Raw genomic sequence first — 13,085 nt, forward strand, 5'->3', positions numbered from 1 at the left:
GCTTTCGATGATTTTCATCGTGGCGGCGCCGTTGTCGTATGGCACCTTCAGGAAGCGCCGAGTCGGCGCTCGGTAGACTGGTCGATCTATGAACTGGGACACTTTTTGGGCTACGGCCGACTACATCTGGAACCTGACCATCGTGCAGGTCGTCGTCATCATCATCTTCGCGCTGGTCGCCCGCTGGGTGTTGCTCTTCGTGATCAGGCGGGTCGTCACGCAGATCGTGTCCGGGGTGAAGAAGGGCCAGAACGTCGACGACACCCAGTCGCTGGACGTGTCACCGGTCACCGCCGTGCGTGTCGTGCAGCGCACCCGCACACTCGGGTCGGTATTGACCAATATCGTCAACGTCCTGGTCGTCATCGTGACCACCCTGCTGATCGTCACGACGATCAACGAGAACATCCTCGGGTCATTCGCCCTGCTCACCGCCGCTCTCGGCGCCGGCCTGGGTTTCGGCGCCCAGAACATCGTGAAGGACGTGCTCAACGGTCTCTTCATGGTGATGGAAGACCAGCTCGGCGTGGGCGACGTGGTGGACCTCGGCCTGGCCACCGGAGTCGTCGAGTCCGTCGGCATCCGCATCACCCAGGTGCGCGACATCGAGGGCACCCTCTGGTTCGTCCGGAACGGCGAGATCCTGCGCACCGGAAACATGTCCCAGGGCTGGGCCCGCGTCATCGTCGACCTTGCCATCCCCTACTCGTCGGATGTCGAGGCCGTGCAGGCCGAACTGCTCAAGGTCGCCCGAGCCTTGGCGTCCAGCCGCAAGTGGCGCGGGGCGATGCTCGGCAAGCCCGAGATCTGGGGCCTCGAATCCATCTCGGCGGAGGCCCTCGTTGTGCGCCTGGTCGTGCGCACCCGGGTGGGCGCCCGCTGGGACTTCGCCCGTGACCTGCGGCTCCATCTCAAGAAGGCCCTCGACGGGATGGGCTCAGGACTCACCCCGCTCAACAGCGTGGTGATGGCCGCGGCCGACGGATCGGTGTCCGCCGGGAGCAACAACGGTGACAGCGCGGCAGACGGCGCCCCGGTGGATGCAGCGGCCCAGGCCGCCGCCGCGCTTCCGAGCACCGACACGGCGCCCTTCGAACAGCCCGTGCCCGCCCGCCGGGTTCGTGCCCCGCGCCGGCCGAAGAAGCCCGCGGCGGACCAGCAGCCCGATTCCGGATCGACCGGCACGCCAGGCGGCGCAGCGGCCACCGAACAGGAGAAGCCCGATGACAAGTGACAACATCCCGCTCGGAGTACACCTTCGGTCGAGCGAGAACGCCGCCGCCGTGAGCCCGTCGTTCTACCAGGAGGTCGGCGGCCGGCCGTTCTTCGAGAAGCTCGTCGCCGAGTTCTACCGGGGCGTCGCCGGCGACCCGGTCCTCAAACCGATGTACCCTGAGGAGGACCTTGGCCCCGCTGCGGAGCGGCTGACCGGTTTCCTCGAGCAGTACTGGGGCGGGCCGGGCACCTACAGCGAGCAACGCGGACACCCGCGGCTCCGCCAGCGTCACCAGCCTTTCAAGGTGAACCCGGATTCCCGGGACCGCTGGTTGCTGCACATGCGGAACGCCGTCGACTCCTGCGACCTGCCCCCGCTGCAACGCGCCACCCTGTGGGACTACCTCGAGCGAGCCGCACACGCTATGGTCAACACCTTCGACGCGTAACACTCGAACCGCACCATCCGCCCCGCAGCACCCTCACTGACAATGGAGTCACCATGAGCCCAGCCCGCCCCGGCCTGCCCACGCATCCGAACACCTCCGCCGACGTGATCGTGGTGGGGGCCGGCCTGGCCGGCCTGGTGGCCACGGCCGAACTCGTGGAGGCGGGGAAACGGGTGCTGCTCGTCGACCAGGAGAACGCCGCCTCGCTCGGCGGTCAGGCCTGGTGGTCGTTCGGCGGGCTGTTCCTGGTCGACTCCCCCGAACAACGCCGAATGGGAGTCACGGACTCCCTGGCTCTGGCCCGGCAGGACTGGTTCGCCAGCGCCGGGTTCGATCGCGGTGAGGACTACTGGCCGACCCGGTGGGCCGAGGCGTACCTCAACTTCGCCGCCGGCGAGAAGCGGGCCTGGCTCAAGGAACGCGGCGTGACGTTCTTCCCGGTCGTCGGCTGGGCCGAACGTGGCGGTTACACCGCCCTGGAACACGGCAACTCGGTACCGCGCTTCCACATCGTCTGGGGAACCGGGCCCGCGATCCTGGAGCCGTTCATCACCAGGGTCCGTGAAGGGGTGCGCGCCGGCCTGGTCACCACCCTGCACCGGCATCGCGTCGACGAGTTGATCGTCGAGGGAGGCGCCGTGGTGGGAGTGCGGGGCAGCCTGCTCATCCCGAGCGCTGCGGCGCGCGGTCAGGCCAGCAGCCGGGAGATCGTCGGCGAGTTCGAGCTGCGGGCGTCCGCGGTGATCGTCACCAGCGGTGGGATCGGCGGCAACCACGACCTGGTGCGCGCCCAGTGGCCGGCCCGGCTGGGACCGGCACCCGCGAAGCTGCTCTCCGGTGTGCCCGCCCATGTCGACGGCCGGATGCTCGGGATCACCCAGAAGGCCGGCGCCCGACTGATCAACGGCGACCGTATGTGGCACTACACCGAGGGCATCGTCAACCACGACCCGGTCTGGCCGGCCCACGGCATCCGCATTCTGCCCGGCCCGTCATCCCTGTGGCTGGACGCCACCGGAAAACGCCTGCCGGCCCCGCTGTTTCCCGGTTTCGACACCCTCGGCACGATGGAATACCTGCTCAAGACCGGCCACGAGCACAGCTGGTTTGTGCTGACCCAGAAGATCATCGAGAAGGAGTTCGCCCTCTCGGGCAGCGAACAGAACCCCGACCTCACCGGCAAGGACCTGCGCCTGCTCGCCCAACGGCTCGGATCGGGCGCGCCCGGCCCGGTGGAAGCGTTCAAGAGCAAGGGTGAGGACTTCGTGGTGGCCGATACCCTGCACCAGCTGATCAAGGGCATGCAGCAGCGTTCCCCCGAGGTGCGCATCAATGCCGCGCAGGTGGAACGGGAGATTCTGGCCCGCGACAGGGAGCTCGACAACGACTTCAGCAAGGATGCCCAGATCAACGCGATTCGCCAGGCCAGGCACTATCGCGGCGACAGGCTCATTCGGGTGGCGAGCCCGCACAAGCTGCTCGACCGCGCCAACGGGCCGCTGATCGCGGTGAAGCTGCACCTGCTCACAAGGAAGAGCCTGGGCGGCATCGAAACCGACCTCTCCGCCCGGGCTCTCGGAGCCGACGGGCAACCGGTCCCCGGACTCTACGCGGCAGGCGAGGCCGCCGGCTTCGGCGGCGGCGGCGTGCACGGCTACCGCTCGCTGGAGGGCACCTTCCTCGGCGGCTGCCTGTTCTCCGGCCGCACCGCCGGCCGGGCCGTCGCCGCCGCGCTCTAACCCGTCCCGCACCCGGGTGGAGGGTCAGGCGCGCAAGGACCAGGGCTTGCGGCGTACCAGAATGTGGCCGCGGGCTGTGCTCAGACGCGTCCAGGGGCCGGTCTCGAAGAGCTGCACCGGCTCATCCGCCGCGAGGAAGCCCAGGCTCACCGCGGCGAACCCGGCACCGGCGGGTACGAAGTCCAGGGCCTCGATCGGGCGGCCCCAGACCTCGGACCGTACCCGTTGGACGATCTGCTCACCGGTGCCGGTCGGGATGACGGACGCGACTTCGGCGATGCCCTCGCGGGCGGCGCCCTCCAGCACAGCCGGTGAGGCGCTGCCATGGGATGTCCAGCCTCCCTTCGGCGGCGTGATGCCCGCCCAGGTGACCGAGGATACCTGCAGCGGCACGGTGACGGTGACCGGAGCATCCGCGTCGGTGACGGCGGCCTCGAGGCGCAGCAGCCGATCCAACAGCGACCGCACCGGAACGACGACGTCGAGGTCAACAGGTTCTGTGAGCGCGAAGGTGCGCAGGCCCAACACCGTGGGGCTCGAGTCCAGCAGACCACGCGGGTACAGGATCGCCGTGTACACGGCGAGCACGCCCGCCGCGGAGACGAGCCGCACCGATCCGTCCTCCACCCGGCTGGCGCGCGAAAGGTAGACCCGGAGGTCGCCGAGGGACAGGGAATCTGAGAGGGAAAATGACTGGCTCATCTGCTGTCTAAACTACCAAGGTACGTCGGTGTCCCGGGGACCCGAGCTCGAACAAGGAGGCAGCATGCACGCACCGCTGGAGGGTCTTCTGGCCGCTCTCGACCTGACCGACACCGGTGCCCGCACCAGTGAGGACATCTTCACCGGCCCCTCGCAGTGGATGCCACAAGGTCGCGTCTTCGGCGGCCAGGTGCTCGCGCAGTCCCTCGTCGCCGCCATGCGCACAGTGCCCGACGAACGAAACGTGCACTCCATGCACGGTTACTTCCTGCGCCCCGGCGACGTCAACCACCCGATCACCTTCTCGGTCGACCGCATCCACGACGGCCGATCGTTCTCCACTCGACGCACCCAGGCGTACCAGAACGGCGTGCCGATCCTGTCGATGATCGCGTCGTTCCAGGACACCGACGAGGGTCTCGAGCATCACATCGAGATGCCGACCGACCTGCCCGACCCCGAATCCCTGCCGACCACGGCAGACACCCTCGGTCACATCGACCACGACTTCGCGCGGGCCTGGGCCAACGACCGCCCGTTCGACATGCGCCACGTGCCCTCGTCGATCTACCTCACCGTGGACGGCGAGCACACCAGCAAGCAGATGATCTGGATGAAGACCTTCGAGCCCATCCCCGACGACCCCGACCTGCACCGCGCCGCACTCGCCTACGTCAGCGACTATTCGATCATGGAACCCGTTTTGCGCCGGCACGGCCTGCCCTGGGCCACCCCGGGCCTCAAGGTCGCCAGCCTCGACCACGCCATGTGGTGGCACCGCTTCGGCCGGGTCGACGAGTGGATGCTGTACGTGCAGGACTCCCCCTCCGCCCAGGGCGGCCGGGGACTGTCCACCGGCAGCATCTACAGCCGCGAAGGCCTGCTGCTGGCCACGGTGGCCCAGGAGGGCATGGTGCGGGTTCCCAAGCCCCGTGACTAGGCTGCAGCCCAACCTGTCCGAGCCAGTAGGAGCATCATGACCCACGACGCTGACCTCACCCGTCGCACCCTGCTCGTCGCCGGAGGCGCCGGTACCGCCCTGGCCCTGGCCGCCTGCGCACCCGGCGACCCGAACACGGATACCGACGCCGGCACGGCCTCACCCGCCGAGGTCGCGGTACTCTCCGACATCCCCGTTGGCGGCGCCATCGCTGTCATGTTCGATGGTGCGCAGATCATCGTGTCGCAGCCCACCGCCGGCGAGGTCGTGGCGTTCAGCGCCATCTGCACCCATCAGGGCTGCATCGTGGTTCCGGAGAAGAAGGGCCTGAACTGCCCTTGCCACAAGTCTCTCTTCGACACCGCCACCGGCGCGGTCATCCAGGGACCAGCCACCGACCCCCTCCCGGCGGTCACGGTCACCCTCGACGGCGACAAGGTCCTCGCCGGCTGACCCGTTCGCGCTCGTGAGCGGGGCTACTTGCGGGTGAAGGGGACCGCGGGCTCCAGGTATGGGGTCCAGGCGGCTCGTTCGACGTCGTTGATCTTGCGGGGGCGCTCCGTCGCCGCGTCCACCAGCACGATCGTGGTGGTCGCGCGGGCGTACAGCCGCGCGGACTCCTGCCCGGCCGGTCCGTATACCTCGTAACACACGTCAAGGCTTGCGCCGCCGAGCTTGCCGATCCACAGCTGCACGTCGATGGGCTCCCGCAGATACGGGATCGGCGCGAGGTACTCGATCTCCATCCGGGCGATCAGGGTCAGCGTCGCCGCCCCCGGCCGCCCGTCCAGCACCGCGGTTCCCCGCGCACCCGATGCACCGGCCGCCTCGTCGTTGACCCAGAACGCCTGGATGCGCGCCTCCTCTAGGAGGCGCAGCATCTCGGCGTTGTTCACGTGGGCGTAGGCGTCGAGGTCCGACCAGCGCAGCCGGATGGGAACGTGCAGCCGCATGGGGTTCCTAGTCGCGCGTCAGTTTGCGGTATGCGGACCGGTGCGGCTTGGCCGCGTCCGGGCCTAGTCGCTCGATCTTGTTCTGCTCGTAGGACTCGAAGTTGCCCTCGAACCAGTACCAGTTCCCCGGCGCCTCAGCGGTGCCCTCATACGAGAGGATGTGCGTGGCGATGCGGTCGAGGAACCACCGGTCGTGAGTGATGACCACGGCGCAGCCGGGGAACTCGAGCAGCGCGTTCTCGAGCGAACCGAGGGTTTCGACGTCGAGGTCGTTAGTCGGTTCGTCGAGCAGCAACAGGTTGCCGCCCTGCTTGAGCGTCAGCGCCAGGTTCAGGCGGTTGCGCTCACCACCGGAGAGCACACCGGCCTTCTTCTGCTGGTCGGGGCCCTTGAAGCCGAACGTGGACACGTAGGCGCGAGACGGCACCTCGGTCTTGCCGACCTGGATATAGTCCTGGCCGTCGGAGACGACCTCCCACAGCGACTTGTTCGGGTCGATGCCGCCACGGCTCTGGTCGACGTAGGAGATGTCGACGGTCTCGCCGATCTTGAGGTCACCGGCATCCAGCGGCTCGAGGCCCACGATGGTCTTGAACAATGTCGTCTTACCGACACCGTTCGGGCCGATCACGCCGACGATGCCGTTACGCGGCAGGGTGAAGGAGAGATCTTCGACCAGCACCCGGTCGCCGAAGCCCTTCTTGAGCTTCTTGGCGTCGATGACCTGGGCGCCCAGGCGGGGGCCGACGGGGATCTGGATGTCTTCGAAGTCGAGCTTGCGTCCGCGCTCGGCCTCGTTCACCATCTCCTCGTAGCGGGCCAGGCGGGCCTTCGACTTGGCCTGACGGCCCTTTGCGTTGGAGCGCACCCATTCGAGTTCCTCGGCGAGACGCTTGGAAAGCTTGGCGTCCTTCTTGCCCTGCACCTGCAGGCGCTCCTGCTTCTTCTCCAGGTAGGTGGAGTAGTTGCCCTCGTAGGGGTACAGGTGGCCGCGGTCGATCTCGGCGATCCACTCGGCCACGTGGTCGAGGAAGTACCGGTCGTGGGTGACGGCGAGCACGGCGCCGGGGTACTTGGCGAGGTGCTGCTCGAGCCACAGCACGCTTTCAGCGTCGAGGTGGTTAGTCGGTTCGTCCAGGAGGAGCAGATCGGGCTTCTGCAGCAGGAGCTTGCAGAGCGCCACGCGGCGCTTCTCACCACCGGAGAGGTCGACGACGGGGTAGTCGCCCGGCGGGGTGCGCAGCGCATCCATGGCCTGCTCGAGCTGGGAATCGAGGTCCCAGGCGTCGGCGGCGTCGATCTCTTCCTGCAGGGTTCCCATTTCGGCGAGCAGGGTGTCGAAGTCCGCGTCGGGTTCGGCCAGCGCGGCGCTGATCTCGTTGAACCTGTCAACCTTGGCCTTGATCGGGCCAACGCCTTCCTGCACGTTCTCCAGCACGGTCTTGGTCTCGTCGAGCTCCGGCTCCTGCATGAGGATGCCGACGGAGTAGCCCGGCGAAAGCCTGGCCTCACCGTTGCTCGGGGTATCGAGCCCGGCCATGATCTTCAGGATCGTGGACTTACCGGCACCGTTGGGGCCCACCACACCGATCTTGGCTCCGGGGAAGAACGACATTGTGACGTCGTCGAGGATGAGTTTGTCGCCGATTGCCTTGCGCGCACGCACCATCGAGTAAATGAATTCAGCCATAGTGTTTACCAGTCTATTTGGCGCGTGGCTCCCACGAGACACGTTCCGGTTGCGAGCAGGGGGGCGACGACGCTGTGGTAGCCGCCGGTGGAGGGACCGTTCTGGCCGATCAGGCACTCTCCGGCGATGTTCACGGAGAACTGGATGGAGTCCGCCGGTTCACCCTTGGTGGTGGTGTCGGCGGTGACCTCCATCGTTGTCTTGTCGAAGCCGGCGGCGACCAGGGCGTCGATGTAGCTGCGGCCGGCGACGTTGGGGTCGGCGGCGAGCGCCGCGGTGATGACCGAGTCGAAGTAGGGCAGGTTCTCGGCGGCGGTGCCCTCAGGCATGAGCGCCGGCGGAGCAACCTCCGTCGGGGTTGGGCTTGCGGTCGCGGGCGCTGTCGCTGTCGGCGTCGGGCGGTCGACGGGGGCGGCGGAGCATCCGGCCAGGCCCAGGCCGAGGACAAGACATGTTGCCCAGATCGTCGCTCTGCGGCTGTGCCGCACGGGTGCGTCCAAAATCCAGGCCACGCGTAGTCCTCCCCCACCGCCGCACGCTGCGACCGAGAAGTCGAGTCTAAGCGGACCGTGTTTCCGATTCCCCCTGCCCGGTGTCAGGTTCGGCCGGCGCGGCATCCGGTTCGGCCGGCGCGGCCGTGGCCTCGCCCGCAGTGCCGCTCGCTGTGCCGCCCGTTGCGCCGCCCGCTGGGTCCGCATCCCGCTGCTCGGCGGCGGACGGGGCGGTGCTTCGCATCAGCGCCGTCGTTCCCCACGTCAGGTTGTGGCCCACGGCGTCGGCCTCCACCTCCACCGAGGTGCCCGTACGGTCCTCGTTCTCCCAGTCCCGGATGCGCAGGCGCCCGGTCACGAGCACCGGCTCGCCCTTGTGCACGGACCGCTCCACGTTGTGGGCGAGCTGCCGAAAGCTGGAGACGGTGTACCAATTGGTGTCGGCGTCCACCCAGGCGTTCTTCACCCTGTCGTAACGGCGTTGCCGGCAGGCCAGCCGGAATGAGGTGATGGCCAGGCCGGAACTGGTGACGAGGTGCCGCGGTGTGGTGGCCACGATTCCGGTCAGGGCTATGGTGTCGGTCACGGGAGTCTCCTGGGCGGCACGAGGCTGATGGAGGTATCGAACGCGACCCGGGAGCAGTCCTCGTGCCGGGTTCGTGTTCCCGGGCCGCGCTGCATTCACCCTCCCCGTTCCGGCACCTCCTCTGGGGCCGGCCGTCCAGGGTGTGCAGAACCCGAGCCGCAGCCGCCTGGGGAGGAAGCGCGGATCTAGAGTGAGACCATGACCTTCGATGCTGCAGAGAACCGTTATTCCGAGATGCCCTACCGCCGAACCGGGCGCAGCGGCCTGAAGCTGCCCGCCCTGTCGCTGGGGTTGTGGCACAACTTCGGCCACGAACGCCCGATCGACACCCAACGCGGCATCCTGCGCCGGGCATTCGACCTCGGCGTGACGCACTTCGACCTGGCCAACAACTACGGCCCGCCTCCCGGTTCCGCCGAAACCAACTTCGGGCGCATCTTCGCCGAGGACTTCCGTGGGTATCGCGACGAGATGATCATCTCCAGCAAGGCCGGTTACGACATGTGGGCAGGCCCCTACGGCGACTTCGGCTCGCGAAAATACCTGCTGTCGTCGCTGGATGCCAGCCTCGGCCGGCTGGGAATGGACTACGTCGACATCTTCTACTCCCACCGCCCCGATCCCGAGACCCCTATCGAGGAGACCATGGGCGCCCTGGCCACCGCGGTGCAGTCGGGCAAGGCCCTCTACGCGGGCATCTCGAACTACAGCCCGGAGCAGACCGTAGCGGCCTACGCCGCCCTGGCCGAGCACAAGATCCCGCTGCTGATCCACCAGCCGCGCTACTCGATGTTCGACCGGCACATCGAAGAGGGACTCTTCCCGGTGCTCGACGACCTCGGCATGGGCAGCATCGTGTTCTCCCCCCTCGCCCAGGGTCTGCTCACCGACCGCTACCTCGACGGTGCGGTGCCGTCGGACTCCCGGGTGGCCACGAGCCGGTTCCTGAACGAGAGCTCCCTCAACGCGACCTACCTTGAGCGCGCCCGCGCCCTGAACGCCATTGCGGCCGACCGCGGCCAGACCCTGGCCCAGCTCGCGGTCACCTGGATCCTGCGCCAACCGCAGGTCACCAGCGTGCTCGTGGGGGCCAGCAGCATCGGCCAGCTCGAGCAGACCGTGGCGGCGCTCGAGGCGCCGGCGCTGGACGCCGATGAGATCGCCGCCATCGAGCCGTACGCGGTACACGGCACCGGCATGAACTAAGCCACGCCGGTCCCAGGCAGGGGCGAGGGGTGGATGTCGGTGGCCGGTTCTACGGTAAGGCCAACGGCATCCGCCCTCGCATTGGAGCACACCATGAGCACTGGGACCATGAGCACCGCCACCATGAGCACTGCAGCCAGAGCTGTCCAACCCCGGACTGTTCTCCCCGCAACCGCACGACGCACGACCATCGCCCACGCCGCCGGCCCGGCCCGGCCGAGCAACTCCGCCCGGTCGAGCGGTCCCAGCCTGGTCGCCGTGCGCGACGGGCTGTGGCGGGTCGTCGACCGGTCCGGCGCGGTACTGGGGCACATCGAGCGTGAGACGCACGCCGACGGCGAGCGGTACCTCGCCCGGCGCCTGGTGATGCCCACCAGGCGCATCGAGCTCGGTGCCTTCTGGCGCATCGATGACGCGGCTGACTGCTTTCGCTGACTCCGCCGTACCCACCCCGGTACGCTGAAACGATGTTGCCCCAGCCCACTCCCGTCCCCCCAGTTCCGGCCCGGCAGGGGCTGGTTCCCGACCTCCTGGCGGGGGTGGGGTACCTGGGTCGTGGTTTCGGCATGTGGATCACCTCCCCGAAGCTGATGCTGCTCGGCGCGCTGCCGGCGGTGGCGGTCGGTGCCGTGTACCTCGTCGGCATCGTGCTTCTGCTCGTCAACCTCACCTCGATCGTCACGTGGGCGACCCCGTTCGCCGACGGCTGGGCCGAGCCCGTCATCCTCACGACGCGGGTGGCTGCGGCGCTGGTCTTCGTGCTCGTGGCCGCCCTCTTCGTGGTCTACACGTTCACTGCCGTGACCCTGATCGTCGGCGACCCGTTCTACGAACGCATCTGGCGCGCCGTCGAGACCAACCTCGGCAACCCACCCACCGCACCGGAGCGCGGCTTCTGGGGATCCCTGGGCCGTGCCATCGGCGACGGCCTCCGGCTCCTGATCCCCGCCGTCGGTGTGGGCCTGCTCCTGTTGGCCTGTGGCTTCATTCCGTTGGTGGGGCCGATCATGGTGGCGGTGCTCGGCGCCCTGTTGGGCGGCTGGTTGCTGGCGGTCGAGCTCACCGGATTCGCCTTCGACGCTCGGGGGTTCACTGTGCGCGAACGTCGTCGCGCCCTGCGCACGCGACGCGGCATCGCGCTGGGCTTCGGAGCGGCGTCCTACCTGCTGTTCCTCGTGCCGTTCTTCGCAATCGTGGCCATGCCCTCCGCCGTGGCGGGTGCCGCAATGCTCAGTCGCGACGCCCTCGAGCGGTCGACCAGCGCGTCGGCCGGCCGGACGGCCTGACCGCGCCGGAGTCTCGGTTTGACACCGCGTATCGGCCACGCCGCCACGGTTCCCTAGGATGCGCCGGCCCACGAGGTAGCGTTCCGCACATGCAGTGGTGGAATGATTTCGTAACCTGGCTCACAGCGACCAGGAACCAGCCCATGATTTTCAGCGCAATCGTGCTGATCGTCGCCATTATCGTGGCCAGCCTTCTGGCGGCCTGGATCGCACGCGGGGCCATCAAGCGCCTGCTCGCCCAGCACGATCGCGAGCTGCGGGCCGCGGCCATCGGATCGATCGTGGATGCCGCGACCGAGGCATCCGTGTGGAACTCGCTCACCCCGCAGGAGCAGGTGATGAACGACCGTGCCGTTGGCATGGCCGACATCCAGATCCGGCTGCTGCCGATCAAGGGATCGAGCGTCGCGGCGGACTGGGCAGCGCACCAGCTCGCCGAGCTCAAGCGCACCTCGGCCACCTTCGGCTACCAGCTCGAGCCGGCCCTCGTGGAGTTCCGCGACCGCCTCATCGACTGGCAGAACAAGCCGTCCCGGGCCCGCAAGATCTTCCAGGGCGACCTCGAGCGTTGGAAGTCGCAGAACACCTCCACCGAGAAGAGCCTCCTGGCCGAGCAGGATGCCTGGGTGGCGAAGCAGCACCACGACCAGTTCGCGACCCCCGCCGCACCGGCACAGGCTCCGACCGCGCAGCCGCTCGGCTATGTCCCCGCTGCGGCTCCCCCCGGGGCCGTGTCGTCGCCGGCCGCGTCTCCGTCTACGGAGACCCAGCGCCTCCTGGACGACGTTCAGGCCCTCGAAGTGCGTCCAGCGCCGCTGCCGCACCCCTAGTTCCCGCTATCCAGAAAAACGCCGGTCCGCTCACGCGGACCGGCGTTTTTCGCTGCCAGGCTGCGGCTCACAGAGCGGCGGACCGGCGGGCCGGATCGGACTACTTCCACCAGTCGTCGAACAGGGATGCCGGCACCTGGCGCTTGTGCTCGGTGCGCAGGTAGCGCCGCTCAATGGCCTCGGCGACGTGGTCCGCTACGGGCTTGCCCTCGAGGAAGTCGTCGATGTGCTCGTATTGCATTCCCAGGTTCGCCTCGTCGGTCTGTCCGGGGTTGTCGTCGAGCAGGTCAGCGGTCGGGGCCTTCAGGTAGAGCTGCTCCGGGGCGCCGAGCGCCATCAGCAACTGCCGGCCCTGGCGCTTGGTCAGACCGGTCAGCGGCAGCAGATCCGCGCCGCCGTCACCGAACTTGGTGAAGAACCCGGTGACCGCCTCCGCCGCATGGTCGGTGCCGACCACGAGCAGGCCCTGGGCGCCGGCGAGAGCGTACTGCGCGATCATCCGGGCGCGCGCCTTGACGTTGCCCTTGTCGAAGTCCGGCATCGGGGTACCGGTGCTGACGGCGAATTCGGCTTCGAAGCCATCCACCGCACGCTGGATGTTGAACGTGAGGTTCGAGTCAGGATTAATGAACTCCAGGGCGAGTTGGGCGTCGTCCTCGTCGCGCTGCACCGCGTACGGCAGGCGCACCGGCACGAACCGGAGGGCATGCCCCTCGACGGTGAGCTCTTCGATCGCCAGCTGGCACAGACGCCCGGCCAGGGACGAGTCCTGTCCCCCGCTGATCCCGAGGATCAGCCCCTTCGCCCCGCTGGCAAGCAGGTAGTCCTTGAGGAAGTCGATGCGCCGCCGAATCTCGGCGGCCGGGTCGATGACCGGGGTCACGTGCAGTTCCTTGATGATTCGCACCTGTTGTTCTCGCATCTGACGAATCTATCAAGTCGCGGCGGGCGGATGTCGGAAGGACGCCTGCACATCCGCCCGGTCACACGGCGACGCA

The 13,085-nt window shown here is 68.1% G+C and carries 15 protein-coding genes; 9 read left to right on the forward strand and 6 right to left on the reverse strand.

All coding sequences use genetic code 11. From position 1 onward, the window contains the following. The first annotated feature begins 88 nt into the window (after positions 1-88). Genes B7495_RS09835 through B7495_RS09845 form a run of 3 tightly spaced genes read left to right on the forward strand, consistent with a single transcriptional unit; the run spans position 89 to position 3,403 of the window. Complete coding sequence (locus tag B7495_RS09835; protein WP_088456407.1) at positions 89-1,234, forward strand: mechanosensitive ion channel family protein; 1,146 nt, start codon at positions 89-91, stop codon at positions 1,232-1,234. Beyond that, positions 1,224-1,664: a globin gene (locus tag B7495_RS09840; protein WP_088456408.1), complete on the forward strand. Its 441-nt coding sequence runs from the start codon at positions 1,224-1,226 to the stop codon at positions 1,662-1,664. Before B7495_RS09835 ends, B7495_RS09840 begins: the two co-directional genes overlap by 11 nt. Before the next feature lie 53 nt (positions 1,665-1,717). Further along, positions 1,718-3,403, forward strand: a complete 1,686-nt coding sequence (locus tag B7495_RS09845; RefSeq protein WP_088456409.1) for an FAD-binding dehydrogenase — start codon at positions 1,718-1,720, stop codon at positions 3,401-3,403. 24 nt (positions 3,404-3,427) lie between these two features. Here B7495_RS09845 and B7495_RS09850 read toward each other — a convergent pair whose 3' ends face one another. Beyond that, positions 3,428-4,105: a hypothetical protein gene (locus B7495_RS09850; protein WP_088456410.1), complete on the reverse strand. Its 678-nt coding sequence runs from the start codon at positions 4,103-4,105 to the stop codon at positions 3,428-3,430. A gap of 64 nt (positions 4,106-4,169) precedes the next feature. On the opposite strand from B7495_RS09850, the gene B7495_RS09855 reads away from it, so the two are divergent. Further along, positions 4,170-5,045, forward strand: a complete 876-nt coding sequence (locus tag B7495_RS09855) for an acyl-CoA thioesterase II (RefSeq protein ID WP_205748663.1) — start codon at positions 4,170-4,172, stop codon at positions 5,043-5,045. A gap of 36 nt (positions 5,046-5,081) precedes the next feature. Next, on the forward strand, positions 5,082-5,498 hold the full coding sequence (locus tag B7495_RS09860; RefSeq protein WP_088456411.1) for a ubiquinol-cytochrome c reductase iron-sulfur subunit: 417 nt from the start codon (positions 5,082-5,084) through the stop codon (positions 5,496-5,498). 23 nt (positions 5,499-5,521) lie between these two features. Here B7495_RS09860 and B7495_RS09865 read toward each other — a convergent pair whose 3' ends face one another. Genes B7495_RS09865 through B7495_RS09880 form a run of 4 tightly spaced genes read right to left on the reverse strand, consistent with a single transcriptional unit; the run spans position 5,522 to position 8,765 of the window. Then, positions 5,522-5,998, reverse strand: coding sequence for a thioesterase family protein (locus B7495_RS09865; protein WP_088456412.1), 477 nt, complete (start codon positions 5,996-5,998; stop codon positions 5,522-5,524). 7 nt (positions 5,999-6,005) lie between these two features. Continuing rightward, complete coding sequence (gene ettA / locus B7495_RS09870; protein ID WP_088456413.1) at positions 6,006-7,688, reverse strand: energy-dependent translational throttle protein EttA; 1,683 nt, start codon at positions 7,686-7,688, stop codon at positions 6,006-6,008. Positions 7,689-7,693: 5 nt separating this feature from the next. Then, a complete protein-coding gene (locus B7495_RS09875) occupies positions 7,694-8,200 on the reverse strand; it encodes a hypothetical protein (protein ID WP_370028121.1) in 507 nt (168 codons plus the stop codon). A 46-nt stretch (positions 8,201-8,246) separates the two neighbouring features. Further along, positions 8,247-8,765 carry a single-stranded DNA-binding protein gene (locus B7495_RS09880; protein WP_088456415.1) on the reverse strand — a complete coding sequence of 173 codons (519 nt, stop codon included), beginning with the start codon at positions 8,763-8,765 and terminating at the stop codon, positions 8,247-8,249. A gap of 198 nt (positions 8,766-8,963) precedes the next feature. Here B7495_RS09880 and B7495_RS09885 point away from each other — a divergent pair, with 198 nt between their 5' ends. The 4 genes from B7495_RS09885 (at position 8,964) to B7495_RS09900 (ending at position 12,087) form a co-directional block, all read left to right on the forward strand. Beyond that, positions 8,964-9,971, forward strand: coding sequence for an aldo/keto reductase (locus B7495_RS09885; RefSeq protein WP_088456416.1), 1,008 nt, complete (start codon positions 8,964-8,966; stop codon positions 9,969-9,971). 93 nt (positions 9,972-10,064) lie between these two features. Beyond that, entirely contained in the window at positions 10,065-10,406 is a 342-nt protein-coding gene (locus tag B7495_RS09890) for a hypothetical protein (protein WP_134498488.1), read from the forward strand. A 32-nt stretch (positions 10,407-10,438) separates the two neighbouring features. Beyond that, positions 10,439-11,257 carry an EI24 domain-containing protein gene (locus tag B7495_RS09895; RefSeq protein ID WP_088456418.1) on the forward strand — a complete coding sequence of 273 codons (819 nt, stop codon included), beginning with the start codon at positions 10,439-10,441 and terminating at the stop codon, positions 11,255-11,257. Between the two features lie 143 nt (positions 11,258-11,400). Next, complete coding sequence (locus B7495_RS09900) at positions 11,401-12,087, forward strand: hypothetical protein (protein WP_240632189.1); 687 nt, start codon at positions 11,401-11,403, stop codon at positions 12,085-12,087. A gap of 100 nt (positions 12,088-12,187) precedes the next feature. On the opposite strand, the gene nadE is transcribed toward B7495_RS09900, so the two are convergent. Beyond that, the gene (gene nadE / locus B7495_RS09905) at positions 12,188-13,009 is read right to left on the reverse strand and encodes an ammonia-dependent NAD(+) synthetase (protein WP_088456419.1); all 822 of its coding nucleotides are present in this window, start codon (positions 13,007-13,009) and stop codon (positions 12,188-12,190) included. Between the last annotated feature and the right edge of the window lie 76 nt (positions 13,010-13,085).

Source organism: Cryobacterium sp. LW097 (assembly GCF_002205495.2).
Lineage (GTDB): Bacteria > Actinomycetota > Actinomycetes > Actinomycetales > Microbacteriaceae > Cryobacterium > Cryobacterium zongtaii.